Here is an 18647-nt window from a genome sequence, read left to right as displayed (position 1 = left end):
ACACCATCTTTTTTACTTTTATGAAAATACTTATCGTTGATGATGAAAAAGAATTAACCGAACCCTTAGAACAAATTCTTGCTCAAGAAGGCTATGACGTTGATATTGCTGATCATGGTCGGACGGGGTTAGAATTGGCACAAGAGAATAATTATGACCTCTTAATTCTCGATTGGATGTTACCCCAGCAATCGGGATTACAAATCTGTCAACATTTACGCAATCAAGGGGACACCACTCCCGTTTTATTTCTAACCGCGAAGGATACCATAGACGATCGAGTGGCGGGATTAGATGCCGGTGCCGATGATTATTTAGTCAAACCCTTTCAACTGCGAGAATTATTAGCGAGAGTCCGCGCTTTATTGCGTCGTTCTCCCAATTTTGAAGCTAGTAATAGCAGTAAATTAAAATTTGCTGATTTAGAACTCGATAGCGAAAATCAAGTGGCCTATCGTCACGGTCGCACGATTAGTTTATCAGCAAAAGAAGTACAATTGTTAACTTTATTTATGACCCATCCCGGGCAACTTCTCACCCATGAACAAATTTATCAGCATCTCTGGTCAGAAGGAGAGCAACCTAATAGTAATGTGGTTCCTGCCCTGATGCGCTTGCTGCGTCGTAAAATCGAAGCGGCTGGGGAAACACCTCTAATTAATACTGTCTATGGCAAAGGCTACCGTTTCGGGGAAAATTAGGGAATGTTGAAAGATAATAAGAATAAGTAACTGGTTATAATTAAATTAAAAATGGATTTTAGGTTCGATCCCCCCTGCCCCCCTTGATAAGGGGGGATTAAGGGGGTATCCCCCCTTAATAAGGGGGCATCTGATAATTTTTAACGCCTACCTACTTAGCAACTGATTACTGATTACTGATATATGTTATCCTGCCTACAAATTGAAAATTTTACCCTCATCGATCGCTTAGAATTAACTTTCGGCAGCGGATTAAATGTACTGACCGGTGAGACGGGGGCAGGAAAATCAATTATATTAGATGCGATCGATATTGTTCTCGGTGGTAAAGTCAATCATCGCGTCATCCGTCAGGGAAGCCAACAATCAACCCTAGAAGCGACTTTTTCTCTGACTCCAGAATTAATTGCTTGGCTAGAAAGTCAGGAAATTGACCCATTAGAGGATAATAGTCTGACCATCAGCCGGGAATTAGTGATTACTAATAATTCCTTGCGTTCTCGTTCTCGCATTAACGGAGTCGTCGCTAATCGCCAACAAATGGCGCAAATAAGAGATTTTTTGGTAGAAATCACCGCCCAAGGTCAAACAGTTCAGTTAATGGACGCTAATCGACAGAGGGAATTATTAGATCTCTACGGGGGTGAATCCCTGCTGCAGCAGCGGGAAAAGGTAGCCACAGCCTACGTTAACTGGCAAGAAAGCAAGAATAGTTTAAATAATAGGTTGCAATCGGAACAAAATCGCCTACAGAGATTAGATTTACTAGAATATCAACTAAAAGAACTAGAATCAGCTAATTTAACTGACGCTGACGAGTTGGAACAGTTGGAACAGGAAAGAAACCGACTCTCCCACGGTGTCGATTTGCAAAATTCCAGCTATCAAGTCTATCAACTCCTCTATCAAAACGATCGCGATCAACTGGCCGTCGCTGATTTGTTAGGAAAAGCTGAAAATATCTTGACAAATATGATGGTTTATGATAGCAGTTTAGAGCCAATTTTAGAGATGGTGCGATCGGCATTAAATCAGGTGGTGGAAGCGGGACAGGAAATCAACGTTTATGGGGATAGTCTAGAGGCAGATCCGGAGAGATTGAACGAGATAGAAGAGAGAATCGTCCAACTTAAGCGCATTTGTCGCAAGTATGGCCCAAGTTTAGCCGAAGCGCTCGATTATTATCAGAAATTACAGCAGGAATTAGCGGAGTTGACGGGAGAAGGACAATCGATTGAAGAATTAGAAAAAATTTGTCAGCAACAGGAAAAAATCTATCGAGAAACTAGCACCCAGTTGACCTTTTTGCGACAAGAAACCGCTAGTCAACTAGAAAAACAATTGGTACAGGAATTAAAACCTTTAGCCATGGAAAAGGTGATTTTTGTCTGTCGGATTGACCCGGGTAATCCTAGCAGTCTGGGAGTCGATCAAGTGGGATTTTATTTTAGTCCCAATCCGGGGGAAAAAATCCAACCTTTATCCAGTACCGCTTCCGGAGGAGAAATGAGTCGTTTTCTCCTAGCTTTAAAGTCCTGTTTTTCCCAATCCCAATCAGCAGCCGCAACCCTGATTTTTGACGAAATTGACGCGGGAGTATCGGGAAAAGTTGCCCAGGCAATTGCCGATAAATTAGATCAATTAGGTCAACAATATCAAGTTTTGTGCGTTACTCATCAACCCTTAGTGGCTGCTTTAGCTGATCACCATTTTCGAGTTTATAAACAAATGATTGCCGAAGATAATTCCACTAATCTCTCGGAAATTCGCACGGTTGTCCGGGTTACTTCTCTCGATAATCGTCAGACGAGAAGGGAAGAATTGGCACAATTAACGGGAGGAAATTCGGCAGCGGATGCCCTCGCTTTTGCCGAGTCTTTATTGGAGAAAGCTGCTGCTAAAAAACCGCAGGATTTAACCTTGAAATTGACTGATTAAGCAACGTCCCACCTGACTTTGATCTCTGGTGCGTGCCTGTTGTAAAGCTGACTCTAAAACCGAGAGTTTTAAATTAGGTAAAACCTTTGATATATCAATTCTTTTGCTCCCTCGATCGATTATTTCAAAAGCAAATATTTGGGGATAATCGACGTTAACACTCCAGTATTCACTAACTCCTAATTCTTCGTAGAGTAAGCGTTTATTACCTAAGTCATCATTAAGGGTAGATTTTGAGATTTCAATGACTAAATCTGGTGGAGGATACTGATTTAAATCAATAATCGAAGTACCGTAGGGAATCAGATTAGCTTTGTCTGCAAAATAATAAGATATATCCGGTTGAACTTCTCGATAACCAGACCTGCGAAAACTGCAATTATCTTTGGCATTAAAGGGCAGATTTTTTAGGGTAGCATAGAGACTAACAGCGAAGATAAAAATAGCATGATCGCTGGCATGATCGTTACCAATAGGAGTCATTTCTAATCGATAATAGCCATTGTAATAATAACTTTTTCCTTGATTCTCTGGGAAATTTTTAATCGCTGCTAAGTATTCTTCCCAACTACCTCTAATCCATCGGTCAGTTATCCCCCTAGTTTCTAGCTGTTGCATAATATTAGCCTCGATTTTATGGAGTTAACCTTGAAATTGACTGATTAACCAACGTCCCACCTGACTTTGATCTCTGGTGCGTGCCTGTTGTAAAGCTGACTCTAAAACCGCAAGTTTTAAATTAGGTAAAACCTTTGATATATCAATTCTTTTGCTACCTCGATCGATTATTTCAAAAGCGAATATTTGGGGATACTCTACCTTAACACTCCAATATTCACTAACTCCTAATTCTTCGTAGAGTAAGCGTTTATTACCTAAGTCATCATTGAGGGTAGATTTTGATATTTCAATGACTAAATCTGGTGGAGGATACTGATTTAAATCAATAATCGAAGTCCCATTTGGTATCAGATTCGCTTTTTCTCCTAGATAGTAAGATATATCTGGCTGCACTTCTCTAATTCCTTTTTTACGATAAGAACAAGTGGGGAGTCCTTGAAAAGGAATTTCTTTGAGGATAGCGTAGAGACTCACCCCCAAAAAGACAAGATGATGATCTCTAGCGTGTTCAAATCCAATAGGAGTCATTTCTAATCGATAATAGCCATTGTAATAATAACTTTTTCCTTGATTCTCTGGGAAATTTTTAATCGCTGCTAAGTATTCTTCCCAACTACCTCTAATCCATCGGTCAGTTATCCCCCTAGTTTCTAGCTGTTGCATAGTTATCCCATCCCGCTTTCAACTTTTTCTCTGATTATAGCAATTATTGATCAAATCAGAACTAGGGAACCGAGCAAGTATAATGATAGGATAGATTAATTTAGTAAAAATTAGCCCAATTATGACCACAACTTATGATTATATAATTATCGGTGGTGGTATCACCGGTTCCGCCTTAAGCTATGAACTAGCTAACCTAGGCAGTCGAGTTCTCTTATTAGAAAAAGAAACCCATCCCCTCAACGCCACTTTCTACAGTTACGGGGGTTTAGCCTATTGGTCGGCCACTACAGAAATTGAGAGAAAATTATATCAAGAAGGTCGAGAAATTCAGCGCAATTTATCCCAGGAATTGGGCATAGATAACGAATACCGGGACCTAGACTTAATTCTCACCGTGAACCCCGAAGATGATCCAGCTACTGTGGCCGAAAAATTTGCTATCTTTGCTATTACCCCCGAAATTCTCGATCCGCAGGCAGCGATCGCTTTAGAACCTTTATTAAATCCCGCTGCTATCTCCGGAGTTTTACGACTACCCCACGGTCACATTAACGCCGAAAAAACTAATCTTGCCTATCAACAAGCTTTTCTGCGTCTGGGAGGCAAGATTATTCGGGAAGCTGTCATCGAATTGATTGAAACTGCATCGAGGATGACCGGCGTAAAAACTCCTAAAGATAATTATTATGCCGGAGAAACTATCGTCTGTGCGGGGGGATTAACTCGGTCTTTACTGCAAAAATCCGGTATTACTGCTCCCGTCTATTTTACCCATGCCCAGGTGATTAAAATTCCCCCCAGCGAAATCAAATTAAACACCCTAGTTATGCCCGCAATTCCTTCTAGATTGGTATTAGAGCAAAAAATCACCCAACTAGAAAATCAGGGCATTTGGCAGAGAGAAACCCCAGAAATAATTGCCAGTGTTTTAGAAACGGGGGCGGTACAATTCCGGGATCAAAGTCTTTATCTAGGGCAAATTAGCGCCATTATCACCGATCCTGGCGCGATTTTAAACCCTGTGGCGGGGGAAAAAGCAATACGCACCGCCCTGGGGAGATTGCTGCCCCCTTTGGCCTCTCTCCCCGGCAGCTGTCATCATTGCCTAGTGGCTTTTGCTCCCTCGGGACGGCCCCTAGTGGGAGCGATCGCCGACAAACTGGGATTGCAGGTATTTTCTGGCTTTACCAGTACACTTGTATCGGCTCCGCCCCTGGCCCGACGTTTTGCGCGTCATCTGCTGGGGGAAAATGACGAGATAATTACTAATTTACAAAAGTTAAGAGAGAAATTAACTGATGGTTGCAATTAATCCTAATCGACTTTTTCCAACTGCCAAAGAATTTGGTTTCCCTCCCGTCTGACCCGGGAGATTACCCAATTTCGCCACGGCCAATGGTCGCCGCGACTGGTAACGGCACCCGGATTAATATCCATTAAATCGGCCACTTCGGCGCTGGTAATCAAATAACCGCGATTGGCCACTTCATCGGCAATGCGTAGGGTTTCGATCAGATGTCTTAGCTGGTCAACTCTTTCTCCCCGGGGTAATTGGATTTCATCGCCAGCGCTATTAGGTGGTTCATTCATGGTGATGGTCTGGTCAAAGTTGATTAACAATAAAAATTGTCGGTTAAGGCAAACAATCAAGCTTCCCCTATCGTTATTCTATCGATTTCATCAATAATAGTCCCGATCAAAACAGTCCTAAGCTGTTCGTAATTTAAATTGCTTGTTGAGACGAGGCAAGAGGCAAGAGGCAAAAGGCAACAGTAAAGGGATTGGGGGCGGTTCGGCTAATCTAAGAGTAAGCGGTTTAAATGCGTCTTAGCTTATCTCCTCGAATCTTACCGTCACATCTTTACTAAAACCCTAAAAACCCCTTGACAAAAAACACAGAATATAGTAAGGAAATCAGGTAAAGTGGTTAGCGGTCACTGATAACTGATCACTGATAACTGAGATAACTGATAACTGCTATAAAATTGGACTAGCCTTTTTCCCCAGAAAAAAAATTCCCCATCCATGACCTTAATCCTCTACAACACCCTCAGTCGTCGCGAAGAACCCTTTACCCCCCTCATCCCCGGCATTGTCTCCATGTATTGCTGCGGCATTACCGTCTATGATTATTGCCATTTGGGTCATGCGCGTACCTGTGTGGTTTGGGATGTGGTGCGGCGTTATTTGGAGTATCTCGGTTATAAAGTGCGCTATATTCAGAATTTTACCGATATTGACGATAAAATTCTCAATCGGGCTAAAAATGAACATACCACCATGGCAGCCGTGGCCGAGAAATTTATCGAGGCCTACTTTGAGGATATGGCAAAATTAGGAGTCAGACCGGCGGACGCTTATCCCCGGGCCACTCATACCCTCGACGGCATCAAGCGCCTAGTCTATGAATTAGAACAAAAAGGCTATGCTTACCCCAGCGATGGCGATGTTTACTACTCCGTCCGTCGTTTTTCCGATTATGGCAAACTATCGGGGCGAAAACTCGATGATTTGCAAGCCGGGGCCAGCGGCCGGGTAGAAACCGACGACCCGGAAGCAATTAAAAAACAAGACCCCTTTGATTTTGCCCTCTGGAAGGGGGCAAAACCGGGGGAACCTAGTTGGGATTCTCCCTGGGGCCAAGGTCGTCCGGGGTGGCATATTGAATGTTCGGCCATGGTTAAAGAACAATTGGGAGAAACTATCGACATTCATGTGGGGGGAAGTGATCTAATTTTTCCCCACCACGAAAACGAAATTGCCCAAAGTGAAGCGGCTACGGGTAAACCTCTGGCCCACTATTGGTTACATAATGGCATGGTTAAGGTGGCCGGGGAAAAAATGTCAAAATCCCTCGGTAATTTCATCACTATTCGCGAGTTATTGGCAAAATATGACCCCTTAGCCGTGAGATTATTAATTTTAGGCGCCCAATACCGCAAACCGATCGATTTTTCCGATGAGGGATTGCAGGCGGCCACTAATGGCTGGCATACTTTACAAGAGGGTTTATCCTTTGGTTATAAGCATCTTCAGCAAGATAATCCCGGAATTACCGACCAAGAGCTAGAAAATCGCTTTCAAGAGGCAGTAAATCACGATTTTAACTTTGCCGGTGGTTTAGCGGTGTTATTTGAAATCGCTAAGGAATTACGCAAGGAGGGTAATAATTTAACCCATGCGGGTAAGACAGACAGCAATCTGGCCCAATTAGCGGTAAAATGGCATACTTTGGTGAAATTGTCTAGGGTTTTGGGCCTAGAAATGGCCGCCGACCAGGGAGAAACCCCTGTTTCTGAGGGAATTAGTGCAGCGGATATCGAAAATCTGATCCAACAACGGACAGAGGCGAAAAAAGCGAAAAATTACGCCGAAAGCGATCGCATTCGCGCGGAATTAAAAGCCCAAGGCATTACTTTAATCGACCAACCCGGGGGAGTGACTAAATGGTTAAGAGAGGGAGACTAGAAATTCTTTGACCACTTCCTCCACCCTACGATTGCGGCCATCCACCTGATAGTTTAATTTCTGCATAGCTGTGGAGGTAATTTTGCCGGTGAGTTTCGCTAAAACCTGTCGCAATTGCGGATATTTTTGCAAACTATCCCGGTTAAAAATCGGTACCGCTTCGTAGGGAGGAAAATAGCGTTGATCATCTTCTAGGATGACTAAATCTAGCACGGGAATTAAGCCATCGGTGGAATTTCCCGCCACTAAATCCACCTGTTTTTCGGCTAAAGCGCGGTACATTAACCCTAAATCCATCACTTTCGGGGGTCCGGCAAAATTTAGCCCGTAGGTCTTTGCTAATCCCTTGTAACCGTCTTCCCTTTCCAAAAATTCATAACCAAAACCCGCTTGCCAATTGGGGGTATATTTAGCCGCTTGCGAGAGAGTTTTCAGATTGTATTGACTGGCGGTTTCTCCCCGGATAACAATGGCGAAAGTATTCTCGAATCCTAAACTGGGAAAGACTTCTAGATTAAATTTTTCCGGATAAATCTCTTGCAGCTTTTGAGAGACTAATCGGGCATCGTTAAGGGGTTTTTCTTGCAGAATTCCCGTGAAAGCCGTGCCGGAATACTCCACATAACCATCGATTTTACCCGCTTTCACCGCTTCATGACAGATCAGAGTGCCACCGAGATTAAATTGACGCTCAACCCGTAAATTCGTCTCTTTTTCGATCTCCTGTGCCAAAATTTCCCCTAAAATCACCTGTTCGGTAAAATTTTTGGAACCGATCACCACTGTGCCGGGGGATGAATGGAAAATTTGAGTCAAGAGGAAAGATAGCAGGGCTAACCCGATTAAACCTAAGCCCCATTGCCATTTAGAGGGCTTTTTCGGGCGTTGCGAAGGGGAAAAGGTCTTTTCTAGCCAACCGAGACTCCAATCGGCAACAAGGGCTAAAAAAGCGGCAGGAATTGCCCCCGCCAAAATTAACTGATTGTTGACCGTGGCAATACCGCGAAAAATAAACACTCCCAAACCACCGCCACCGATGGCAGCTGCGATCGTAGCCACACCGATAGCAATCACCGTGGCAATTCTCACTCCTGCCAAAATTGTCGCCCTGGCCAGGGGTAATTCGATATAGCGCAGGATTTGACCGTCGGTCATGCCTAGGGATAACCCCGCTAATTTTAATTCGGGATCAACTTTTTTGATGCCCAGATAGGTATTTAAAACAATTGGCAGTAAGGTATAGAGAGTTAGGGCAACAATAGCGGGAATTTTGCCGATTCCTCCCAAAAAAGGCACGGAAATTAAAAAACCAAATAGGGCTAAACTGGGGATAGTCTGTAGGGTGTTAACGATCGCTATAATTGGTTGAGCGAGAATAGCTTGACGACTAATTAAAATACCTAGAGGAATCCCGATTAAGCTACCCATAGCCATGGCTATTCCCGTCAAGAAAAGATGCTCTCCGGTGCGAAAAGCGATTTCCCCCGCATAATCTAGCCAAAAACTATCCATAAACTTCTCTTAAAGCGGCTGCTTCATCCTATTGTGTAGAATAAATGGGATCTATTAGTTCCAGTCTTTATTTAAAGATTCTATCATCATCTTGACATTATTTCCTCCCTAAAGACCAATGACTAACAAATTTAATCCTCGGGCTAAAACTGTTGCCGATTGGGCCTATATCGGTATTGATAAACATTTTCATAAAGTTCTTAAACACGAAGCTGGGGTTTTACTCGATCAGGATACGGAAGAATTACATCAAATTCGTGTGGGAATGCGTCGTCTTCGCAGTACCTTAACCGGTTTTGCCCCCGCTTTAACCATGCCGAAATATGCCGATCAAAAACGGGTGGGTAATCTGGGCAGAATTTTAGGAGAATTGCGGGATTTAGATGTGTTAAAAGAGGCTTTTATCGGTCATTATCAACCAATTTTACCCCCGAAAGAACAGGAATTACTGAAGAAAGTTTTAGAAGTTCTCGAAAGCCGAAGAAAGAAGGCTTTTGCTAAGGTAGAAAAGCTGTTAAAGTCCGATAAATTTCTCGATTTTAAGGCAGATTTTGCCCGTTGGTTGGATAATCCCACCTATCAACCGATAGGAAAATTAGATATTGCCACGGTTTTGCCAGACTTATTATTACCGCAAGCGAGTCGCTTTTTACTGCATGAAGGCTGGTTAGTTGGGGTAAATTTAGAGGAAGATCAAAAAGTAGGAGAGTTTTCTAGTCAAGAAATTGATGACTTATTGGAAAAAGAAGGATTATTGCTGCACGATCTCCGCAAAGAAGCCAAGCGTTCCCGCTATAATATGGAGTTATTTACTCAGTTTTATGGCGACAAATATCAAGAGTATCTAGAGGATATTAAAAACCTTCAAGGTATTCTCGGAGAAATGCAGGATTGTTGTGTTCTCTCGGCTTTTCTTAGCCAAATTTTTCCCAATTGTCTTGCCAAGGAAATGCCCACTTTACTAGAAATTTTCCGAAATATCCGTCACCAAAAATGGCAAGAATGGCAACCACTACAAAAGAAATTCCTTGACGCTGACACCAGAAAAAGTCTGCACGAGACAATTTTACAGCCTATTTTTCGACCAAATAGTGTAAAATTGGAAACTAATCCAGAATCCTGAGATTAGGAACCGATGAATTTTTTTCAAAAGTTAAACCACGCCATTAGTCAAAACCAGACTCTACTTGTCCTCGGTTTAGATGCTAACCCCGAAATGATGCCCTCTACCCCGGGAGAATTAATCGTTAATTTAGAACGGTGGCTCAAGTTTATTATCGATGAAACTGCCCCTTTTGTCTGTGCCTACAAACCAACTTTAGGCTTTTATCAAGCTTTGGGAGCGGCAGGGTTAGAATTATTACAGCGAGTTTTAACGGCAATTCCCCCTCATATCCCGGTAATTTTGGATGCTAAACACGGCGATATTAACACTAGCAGTGTTTTAGCCGAGACTATCTTTAAAACTTGGCAGGTGGACGCGGTTACTCTCAATCCCTACTCTGGACAGGATCACGTTGCTCCTTTTTTAGTTTACCCCGATCATGGCGCTTTTATCCTCTGTCATACTTCCAATCAAGGCGCGATTAATCTGCAAGAATTCCCCAGTCGCGACAATCCTTTTTATCTGCAAGTTGTCAAAGAAGCTTGCACTTGGGGAACTCCCGAACAAGTATTTTTAGAAGTGGGAACCACTCAACCGGAGATATTGAAAAAGATTCGCAATTTTGCCCCCGAAAGATTGATTTTATTACGCAGTATTTGGGAAGACAAAAGTAAATTCTCCGAGTTAATTACTGTGGGTTTAAATAGTCATGGCGAGGGTTTATTAATTCCTGTACCCCAAGACTTTTTATCTCAACCAGATTTGGGAACAAAAGTCAAGGATTTACGCGAGGAAGTCAACAAAATTCAACAAAATCACCAGCAAGAATCGAGCCAAGATGAGACTTGGACTGCTAACGTTTGTCTTTTAAAACAACATCCTCATCAGGATTTAATTCTACAATTATTTGATATTGGCTGCTTGATGTTTGGCGATTATGTGCAAGCATCGGGAGAAACTTTTTCCTATTATATTGATCTGAGAAAAATTATCTCTAATCCTAATATTTTTCAGCAGGTAATTGAAGCCTATGGAGAAATATTAAAAACCTTGACATTTGACCGCATTGCTGGCATACCCTACGGTTCTTTACCCACAGCTACGGGTTTATCTTTATTATTAAATCATCCGATGATTTTCCCCCGCAAAGAAGTAAAAGCTCACGGCACAAGAAGAGTAATTGAAGGTAATTTTCAAGTGGGGGAAACGGTGGTAGTGGTGGACGATATTTTAATTTCTGGCAAAAGTGCGATCGAGGGGGCAGAAAAGATTAAATCGGCGGGATTATTAGTTAATGATATCGTGGTTTTTATCGACCATGGTGGCCCTGTTAAAGATAAACTTCGTAGCCATGGTTATCAACCTTATTCGGTTTTAACCCTAGCAGAAATTACCGATACTCTCTACGAAGCGGGAAGACTGACAGAAGCAGAATATAGCTGTTTTTTAAATCGCTCCCATTGATATTTAGCCATCAGTTATCAGTTATCAGTTACCAGTTACCAGTTACCAGTAGGAAAATAGAATATTAAGTGAGCAGTATTACGGTCTTTATCCTCAAGAGGAAGTTTAACCTAATTCGGTATTCATCCTGACTCCCAAAAACGAAAACTTCCTATCTCAGCCTTAAGATAACTGCCATAAGTAGCAGCCTTATGCTGTTTTTTCACTGTTTACTGATGACTGATGACTGATCACTGATTACCGATCACTGAAAATTGTTAAGAAACTTGACTGCGTAAGACCTTTAGGGTATTCAGGAGCTTGCTTTCTTCTTTTTCCTCAAAAATAGTTAAATCTTTCGGTTTACAACGTTTTATATGCAATTTAATCCCCTGCGCTCCTTCCGTTTTCAAATCCTCTTCGTAACCAGCTTGAGCGACCACAGCCTCGTCTTTAGCGAGAAAAGGACCGAAATAATAAGTACATCTGGGATAGTCGGTTTTAATCTCGACCCAGTAGGCTAATCCGAACCTTTCGAGTAAGCTAATCAAAAATTCTTTCATTTCGTTCCCCATCTAAATCTACTCTGGTGGTTTTGTTACGTTTGTTTACATTTCGCAAACTTCCTTCCTATTTTATTTATACTTTCTCCTTTTGGCTATTGGGAGTGTCGAAAAATACAGATTTTCAGTCGGGGGAATTTTGCCAGCGTTGCCGGTAAACCTCGTAAAGAGCCATAGCCGCCGCCACCGAAGCATTGAGACTGGGGGTTTTGCCTGGCAAGGGGATAGATACCAACTCATCGCAGGACTTTTGGGTTAACAGACTCAAACCCTCTCCCTCCGAACCTATGACCAATCCTATCGCACCCGTTAAATTGATTGTGTGTAAGGATTTACCACTTTTTGCCGCCGTGCCGTAGAGCCAAAAACCGGCCGCTTTTAATTCCTCTAAAGCACGATTGAGATTGACCACCCTGGCGACGGGTAAATATTCCAAGGCCCCTGCTGCCACTTTCATCACCGTCGATGTCACCCCAGCGGCGCGACGTTGGGGAATAACTACCCCCTGACAACCCATGGCCTCAGCGGTGCGAATAATTGCCCCAAGGTTATGGGGATCCGTGATCCCTTCAGCGATGACGATGACGGGGTGGCGACTTTTGCCCTTAGCTTTTTCGATCAGATCGGCTAATTCGATATAATCATAGGGGGACATTTGGGCGGCGATCCCCTGATGATTGGCCTTACTGGTAATCTGATCGAGACGCAGATCGTCCACCTCATCAATTACCGTGCCGTTGGCTTTGGCCTTTTCCAAGAGGGTATGATAACGGGGATCATAACGGAGTCGATTGACCACCCAAATCCGATTCAGTTGGCGCTCCTCCTCCATGGCCGTTAAAACCACCCGGCGACCGTAGAGCAGATCATCAGCTTCTTGGTTTTCTGGAGTTACTGCCGGGGATTTAGTCAGAATTGGCCCGGTTTTTGGCCGCGAGGGCCGGCGAAAATTACGATTATCGGACTTGCTAGGAAATGGTCGATCGCTCATGGTTGCATGGATTAAGAGTAAAGTCGGAAATCGTCCCTGAGGGCTATAATTCTAGTTTTTCTAATAGTTGATGTAATCTTGAGGGGTCTTGCAGATAAAGATAGCCAAACAGGGTTTCTAAACTGCTGGCCTGCTGATAGACTTGGGCTGTCAGACGACGGCGTTTTCCCGTGACCGCATTGCGTCCCCGGCGCAGAATTTCTTTTTCTTGGTCCGTCAGATAGGGCTGCAGTTGTGCTAAATCTAAAGCCTGTTGTTCGGCCCTGACCTTGCCTACCACCTGAGCGTGATAGTCCCCCAGACGCTGGGGCGGCAGTAAATAATAGGTGCGGATGTATAATTCATAAACAGCATCCCCCAGATAGGCCAGAGAAGCGGGCGATAATCGGTCAAGACCCTCTAGGATTGGTGAACCCTGGCCACTGACCTGTAAGCGAATTTTTTCGAGAGGAGATTCCACGATTTACGCTTTTTCTAGATATTTGATCGCCGCCTCTAGGGTGGGTTGCAGGGAAAAAAACTTCTCCAATCGCACCAGTTTTACGGTTTGAGTTACCCGGGGATTGGTAACAATTTGTAAACTGCCCCCTTCAGTTTTGGCCTTTTTCACCAATTTTACCAAAGCTCCTAAACCGGAGCTATCGATAAAATCAATCTGAGCGAGGCTAATAATCACATCCTTAGGGCCTTCCTCCACATAGCCTTCGATCACCTTACAAAAAGTCGGTTCGGAAAAGGCATCTAAAAGACCCGTCAAACGGAAAATTTGGTACTTATCTTTGACCTCACGGGTGCCTCGCAAGCTGACGGTCAAGTTAACTGCTTCTGGAATAATCGCCTCCTAGCCCTAGGGCTGTAAAAATCAAAACCCTAGTATATCCTAAAAATTTACGACCGATCCTTTTTTGCTTGCCGCATTAAATCGACAAATTTGCCAAACAGATAATCGGCATCGTGGGGGCCGGGACTGGCCTCGGGGTGGTATTGTACCGAGAAAAAGGGCAAGGACTTATGTTTTAATCCCGCTACGGTGCGATCATTGAGGTTGAGATGGGTAATCTCCACTTGCGGATTTAAAGAGCCTTCCTGCACGGCAAAACCGTGATTCTGACTGGTAATTTCCACCTGTTGCTGGAGTCCACAGGGTTGATTTAACCCGCGATGGCCAAATTTCAGTTTAAAGGTTTCTGCTCCTAGGGATAGGCCTAAAATTTGATGACCCATACAGATGCCAAAAGTGGGTTTTTCCCCTTGCAAAAGTTGCTTGGCTAGGGCAATCCCTTCGGTGACAGCCGCCGGATCTCCCGGTCCGTTAGAAAAGAAAATACCATCGGGATTATATTCGGCGATTTTTTCCGGGGGAGTGTCAGCGGGAACCACGATCACCCGACAACCGTAGCTGGCTAAACGCCGGAGAATATTGCGTTTGATGCCAAAATCGATCGCCACCACCGTTAACGGTTCTTGCTCACTATCAATGGGCGCAAATTCCCAAGCGGAGGGGGTGGGAGTTGTCCACTCGTACACTTCCTTGGTGGTTACTTCTTTGACGAGATTTAACCCCGCCATACTGGGGGCTGCCTGCACCAGCCGCAGTAAATCATGATAATCGAGTATTTCCGTAGAAATTGCCCCATTCATCGCCCCAACCGAGCGAATTTTGCGGGTCAGGGAGCGGGTATCGATGCCATAGATGCCAATAACATGATGAGCGGCCAGATAATCCGGTAGGGATTGGCTAGAACGCCAATTACTGGGCCGGTGGCAGATATTTTTGGCGATCGCTCCTTTCACCTGGGGACGAATTGACTCCTCATCCTCGGAGTTAACCCCCGTATTTCCCAATTCCGGATAGGTAAAAGTGACGATTTGACCGGCATAACTGGGATCGGTGAGGACTTCCTGATAACCGGTCATCCCTGTGTTAAAGACAACTTCGCCGACGGTGGTTCCCTTGGCTCCGAAGGAATAACCCTCGTAAACCGTACCATCGGCCAGAACTAATAAGGCTTTTTGACTAGCAGCACTGGATATCATCGTCAATTTTTTAATCTTGAGTAGTGGTGAGAAACAGAAGTCAAGGATAGACTAGAACAGGGACTAGAAAACGAATTGCTTAGTTTTAATTGGCTAGAGCGTTTTATGATTAAGAGTACATCCGCTCAAGGACAATAGTTCCCCCTGACTAGCCATCGGCAAGATCCTATCGCTTAAAAAATAACTATATAAGTAATATGAGTCCAAGAAAACTGACTGATGCCACGAAAAAAGAAATTCTTAAGCTTTATCGGGAAACGGAGGCCACCACTTCCACGTTAGCCGAGCGTTATGGCGTGAGTAGTTCTACGGTCAGTCGTTTTCTCAAAAATTCTTTTTCTAGCGAGGAATACGAGCAATTAATCCAGAAAAAACGCTTGGCCCGCAATGGTCGTGGCCTCGAAGATGAGGGAGCAGCGGCGGATTTACCAGAAGAAGCGAGCGAGGTGATTAGTTTTCGGGCAGCGCGCATCGCAGCTAAGGATGAGCAGGATTTTGAGCAACCGATCGCTTCTGTGGAACAATTAAGCCTGTTAATGGATACCTCTTACCCGCCGGAAGGAGATAATTCGGAATATATAGAAATTAATGGCGATAAACCACTAGAAGACGCTAATTTAACCGAGTTTTTCGTCGAAGCTATCGAGGAAGAGGAGGAGGAAGATGATCTGGACGAGGATTGGGATGAAGAGGAGGATAAAGATGAAGAGGAGGAGGAGGAGGAGGAAGAGGAACTAGCGGGCAGCTATTTAGGCCCGACTATCGTTAAAACCGCCCAACTACAGATCTTACCCCTCTCGGCGGCGGCTTTTCCCAAAACCTGTTACTTGGTGATTGATCGCGCTGCTGAATTAATCACCCGTCCCCTCAAGGATTTTGCTGAATTGGGTAAGGTTCCCCCTCAGGAAATCCAGCAGCGCACTCTCCCCATCTTTGAAAGTCATCGCATCGCTCGCCGTTTCTCCAAGCGCAAGGAAAAAGTGATTAAAGTTCCCGACGGTCGCCTGATCGAAAAAGCTCACGCTCAACTGGAAGCTAAAGGGATCACCCGTCTGCTCATGGATGGTCGTATCTACGCTTTAGAGTAGGGAATTAGACGATTAGCAGCGGTTGGGAGATGGGGGAAGTGGGGAAGTGGGGAAGTGGGGAAGTGGGGGAATGGGGGAATGGGGAAATGGGGAAGTGGGGGAATTTCAACTAAAACCCTAAAACCCTAACACCCTAAAACCCTAACACCCTAACACCCCCCGCAACGCGCACGCAGTGACCACCCTATCTCCTGCCTCCTGCCTCGGAGCCTCCTGTCTCCTAACCCCACCAACAAACTTTTTGCCACAAACCCTAAATATAATCGAGTTTAAACAATAGATAAGTTTTTTAACAAGAGTAGTGTTAGATACTAATTACCCGATGGACTGGGGTAGAATTGGAAAAACCAGTCCAACTGTTTTAGCCAAACTACTTAACTATGATGAAAATTAACTTGCTGTTCGGGTTATCTTCCCTTAAAAAATCGATAAAAAACTTTACATAAACTCAAAGGAGACCCTCGTAAATTTCTCATCTAAAAGCGGAGTGAGTTATCGGACAAAGTTTTTAGGTGCTTTTGTTGATTACTTCTTAACCACCATCTTAAAGTAGAAGAAGGGAGATGAAAGTTAATCAGTTACTAAGACTCTACGAACAAGGAGAGCGGGATTTTTTAGGCATTGACTTGATGAGTCTAGATCTACAACAAGTGACTCTAATCGCTGTCAATTTTGCGGCGGCCAATTTGCGCGGAACTAATTTGAGTCGCTCTTTTCTGACTAAATCAAATCTACGGGGAGCGAGTTTGAATTGGGCGAATTTAACCTATGCCAAATTAAGTCAAGCGCAATTAGTGGAAGCGGACTTAACCAAAGCCAATCTCACCGGGGCCTTTATGGTACAGGCAAACCTGCGTAACTCGCGATTAAGTGGGGCGGATCTTTCCCATGCTAATCTCCGGGGGGCGAATTTATGCGGGGCGAATTTATGTGGGGCGAATTTATACTTAGTTAATCTCTTGGAGGCAACCCTAGATAAAGTCAATCTCAATTGGGCTAATTTGCAGGAAGCGCGGTTAAGTGGGGCTAAATGTCGTCAGATTTCCGCAAGGGAAGCCAATTTTAGCGGCTCTTTTCTTAAAGAGGTGGACTTTCAGGGGGCCAATTTAGAAAGGGCTAATTTTAGCGAGGCACGTCTGACGGGTAGTGATTTACGCGGGGCTAATTTAGCGGGTGCTAATCTAGCGGGAGCGCGTTTACAAGAGGTAAATCTACAGGGAGCGGACTTGAGGGGTGCTAACTTGACGGGGACTTGTTTTGAGAGTGTCACTGGTTGGACAGAAATCGTCCAAGAAGATGATATTTTTCCCCTAGACTGGTTTCAGCCCCGTTTTGCCACTTAAAAGTCAATATATCCGCCGAAAGCCCCTGCTTTTCCTATCAATTAACGATTAGCTGGAGTGGTTAATCTTTGGTTAGGAATGGGGATTGGGGGAGCATTATTCGGCTCATCCTCGAAGGGTAAAGTAGGGGGAGGAGGAGGAGTGGTAGCGCCGGGAGACGCTGCTGGAGATGGACTGGGATTAACGGCAGCGGGGGGACTTTTCGGAGTGACGACGGGTGCGGGAGAGCTAAAACCGAGGAGAGCTTTGCCAAAGGGAAAAACATTTCTCCAGCGTTGAATATTGGGATGACCAAACCAATCTTGACGGGACACCTTCACCGAGAGCAAAGGTGCGATCGCACCTGATTTTTCGGCCGTTATTAATAAATCAATTTTATCAAGACCCTTTTGTTGATTAAAACGACTGATGATAGTTTTCTCTGCCAATTGCGATGCTCTAGTTAATAATCCTTCGTAGGATTCTCCCCGTTTAACTGCGATAGGAAGATTAACAGTGGATTGAGCAAAAACTACATCAACGGCAACAATTCCCGTCAGCAGCGTTAAAACAGTAATAGACTTGTACATAGGACAGACGGTTAAACAGATACTCCCTGGCTAGGATCGGCAGCTTCCCTCTCAGAGTTCCCCGATCGCCTTCTTAAATTACCATGATCGATCTCTGGCCACAATTGCCAATTTTCCGGTAGCAAAATCGCCCTTGGCTCCTAGCAATGGGCAATAGGAGAATGATTAGGGCTGGCTGAATAAATCTAAAAACTTTGTTGGATAATATCTTTAGGCTTTTTTGAAATCAAAAAGTGCCAGCCATTGGAGTGGTCAGAGGAAAAATTCAGGGACTTGTTCCCTGAACATGGGTAAAGCCCCAGACCCACACCAAAGAAAAACTTTTTTAGTATAACCTAATTATATTTGGCTATATCGACCCGAGGGTTTTAATTATGACACAAACTGGCGAAACCGTTACCTATTCTCTCGAATCTGTCCTGAAAGAAATTAAAGATAGCATTAAAGAGGTTAATCAGAAAATTGACTTTCTCCAAAGAGATGTTAATCAAAAATTTGACATTCTCCAAAGAGATGTTAATCAGAAAATCGACACTCTCCAAAGAGATATGGATCAAAAATTTGACATTCTCCAAAGAGATATGGATCAAAAATTTGACATT

Annotated in this window: 18 protein-coding genes and 1 pseudogene; 9 read left to right on the top strand and 10 right to left on the bottom strand. The window is 43.9% G+C overall.

Going from position 1 to position 18647, the window contains the following annotated elements; genetic code table 11:
• The first annotated feature begins 20 nt into the window (after positions 1 to 20).
• Together rppA and recN are read left to right on the top strand one after the other, a co-directional pair.
• The gene (rppA, locus tag MICAI_RS00830) at positions 21 to 701 is read left to right on the top strand and encodes a two-component system response regulator RppA (protein WP_039899297.1); all 681 of its coding nucleotides are present in this window, start codon (positions 21 to 23) and stop codon (positions 699 to 701) included.
• Between the two features lie 183 nt (positions 702 to 884).
• Positions 885 to 2639 carry a DNA repair protein RecN gene (recN, locus tag MICAI_RS00825; RefSeq protein WP_008196382.1) on the top strand — a complete coding sequence of 585 codons (1755 nt, stop codon included), beginning with the start codon at positions 885 to 887 and terminating at the stop codon, positions 2637 to 2639.
• On the opposite strand, the gene MICAI_RS00820 is transcribed toward recN, so the two are convergent.
• Entirely contained in the window at positions 2616 to 3257 is a 642-nt protein-coding gene (locus tag MICAI_RS00820) for a Uma2 family endonuclease (protein WP_008196379.1), read from the bottom strand. The two genes, recN and MICAI_RS00820, sit on opposite strands and share 24 nt — an antisense overlap.
• A 24-nt stretch (positions 3258 to 3281) precedes the next feature.
• Positions 3282 to 3923, bottom strand: a complete 642-nt coding sequence (locus MICAI_RS00815) for a Uma2 family endonuclease (protein ID WP_008196377.1) — start codon at positions 3921 to 3923, stop codon at positions 3282 to 3284.
• Positions 3924 to 4044: 121 nt separating this feature from the next.
• On the opposite strand from MICAI_RS00815, the gene MICAI_RS00810 reads away from it, so the two are divergent.
• On the top strand, positions 4045 to 5238 hold the full coding sequence (locus tag MICAI_RS00810) for an NAD(P)/FAD-dependent oxidoreductase (RefSeq protein ID WP_008196375.1): 1194 nt from the start codon (positions 4045 to 4047) through the stop codon (positions 5236 to 5238).
• 2 nt (positions 5239 to 5240) lie between these two features.
• Here the strand turns inward: MICAI_RS00810 and MICAI_RS00805 are convergent, their stop codons facing one another.
• Positions 5241 to 5516, bottom strand: coding sequence for a hypothetical protein (locus tag MICAI_RS00805; RefSeq protein ID WP_002732855.1), 276 nt, complete (start codon positions 5514 to 5516; stop codon positions 5241 to 5243).
• Positions 5517 to 5951: 435 nt separating this feature from the next.
• Here MICAI_RS00805 and cysS point away from each other — a divergent pair, with 435 nt between their 5' ends.
• A complete protein-coding gene (cysS, locus tag MICAI_RS00800) occupies positions 5952 to 7394 on the top strand; it encodes a cysteine--tRNA ligase (RefSeq protein WP_008196362.1) in 1443 nt (480 codons plus the stop codon).
• On the opposite strand, the gene MICAI_RS00795 is transcribed toward cysS, so the two are convergent.
• Positions 7377 to 8906: a glycine betaine ABC transporter substrate-binding protein gene (locus MICAI_RS00795; RefSeq protein WP_008196360.1), complete on the bottom strand. Its 1530-nt coding sequence runs from the start codon at positions 8904 to 8906 to the stop codon at positions 7377 to 7379. The genes cysS and MICAI_RS00795 overlap by 18 nt on opposite strands.
• Positions 8907 to 9024: 118 nt before the next feature.
• Here MICAI_RS00795 and MICAI_RS00790 point away from each other — a divergent pair, with 118 nt between their 5' ends.
• Complete coding sequence (locus MICAI_RS00790) at positions 9025 to 10029, top strand: CHAD domain-containing protein (protein ID WP_008196358.1); 1005 nt, start codon at positions 9025 to 9027, stop codon at positions 10027 to 10029.
• Positions 10030 to 10041: 12 nt separating this feature from the next.
• Positions 10042 to 11475: a bifunctional orotidine-5'-phosphate decarboxylase/orotate phosphoribosyltransferase gene (locus MICAI_RS00785; RefSeq protein WP_008196355.1), complete on the top strand. Its 1434-nt coding sequence runs from the start codon at positions 10042 to 10044 to the stop codon at positions 11473 to 11475.
• 257 nt (positions 11476 to 11732) lie between these two features.
• Here the strand turns inward: MICAI_RS00785 and MICAI_RS00780 are convergent, their stop codons facing one another.
• The 5 genes from MICAI_RS00780 to carA all read right to left on the bottom strand — a co-directional run bounded on the left by MICAI_RS00780 (position 11733) and on the right by carA (position 15045).
• Entirely contained in the window at positions 11733 to 12029 is a 297-nt protein-coding gene (locus tag MICAI_RS00780; RefSeq protein WP_008196354.1) for a DUF1816 domain-containing protein, read from the bottom strand.
• 112 nt (positions 12030 to 12141) lie between these two features.
• Positions 12142 to 13008: a 23S rRNA (guanosine(2251)-2'-O)-methyltransferase RlmB gene (rlmB, locus tag MICAI_RS00775; RefSeq protein ID WP_008196352.1), complete on the bottom strand. Its 867-nt coding sequence runs from the start codon at positions 13006 to 13008 to the stop codon at positions 12142 to 12144.
• 43 nt (positions 13009 to 13051) lie between these two features.
• Positions 13052 to 13468: a Mini-ribonuclease 3 gene (locus MICAI_RS00770; RefSeq protein ID WP_008196350.1), complete on the bottom strand. Its 417-nt coding sequence runs from the start codon at positions 13466 to 13468 to the stop codon at positions 13052 to 13054.
• Positions 13469 to 13471: 3 nt separating this feature from the next.
• Positions 13472 to 13822 carry an STAS domain-containing protein gene (locus MICAI_RS00765; protein ID WP_008196348.1) on the bottom strand — a complete coding sequence of 117 codons (351 nt, stop codon included), beginning with the start codon at positions 13820 to 13822 and terminating at the stop codon, positions 13472 to 13474.
• A gap of 74 nt (positions 13823 to 13896) precedes the next feature.
• Entirely contained in the window at positions 13897 to 15045 is a 1149-nt protein-coding gene (gene carA, locus MICAI_RS00760; protein ID WP_008196345.1) for a glutamine-hydrolyzing carbamoyl-phosphate synthase small subunit, read from the bottom strand.
• A gap of 197 nt (positions 15046 to 15242) precedes the next feature.
• On the opposite strand from carA, the gene MICAI_RS00755 reads away from it, so the two are divergent.
• On the top strand, positions 15243 to 16133 hold the full coding sequence (locus tag MICAI_RS00755) for a helix-turn-helix domain-containing protein (protein ID WP_008196343.1): 891 nt from the start codon (positions 15243 to 15245) through the stop codon (positions 16131 to 16133).
• A gap of 563 nt (positions 16134 to 16696) precedes the next feature.
• Positions 16697 to 17476, top strand: a complete 780-nt coding sequence (locus tag MICAI_RS00750; protein WP_008196341.1) for a pentapeptide repeat-containing protein — start codon at positions 16697 to 16699, stop codon at positions 17474 to 17476.
• Between the two features lie 41 nt (positions 17477 to 17517).
• Here MICAI_RS00750 and MICAI_RS00745 read toward each other — a convergent pair whose 3' ends face one another.
• Positions 17518 to 18045, bottom strand: a complete 528-nt coding sequence (locus MICAI_RS00745; RefSeq protein ID WP_008196339.1) for a hypothetical protein — start codon at positions 18043 to 18045, stop codon at positions 17518 to 17520.
• A 374-nt stretch (positions 18046 to 18419) separates the two neighbouring features.
• On the opposite strand from MICAI_RS00745, the pseudogene MICAI_RS00740 reads away from it, so the two are divergent.
• Positions 18420 to 18647: pseudogene (locus tag MICAI_RS00740) on the top strand (hypothetical protein); the annotation flags it as partial.

The organism is Microcystis sp. T1-4 (genome assembly GCF_000297435.1).
GTDB lineage: Bacteria > Cyanobacteriota > Cyanobacteriia > Cyanobacteriales > Microcystaceae > Microcystis.
This window is presented reverse-complemented; position numbering and strand designations above follow the sequence as displayed.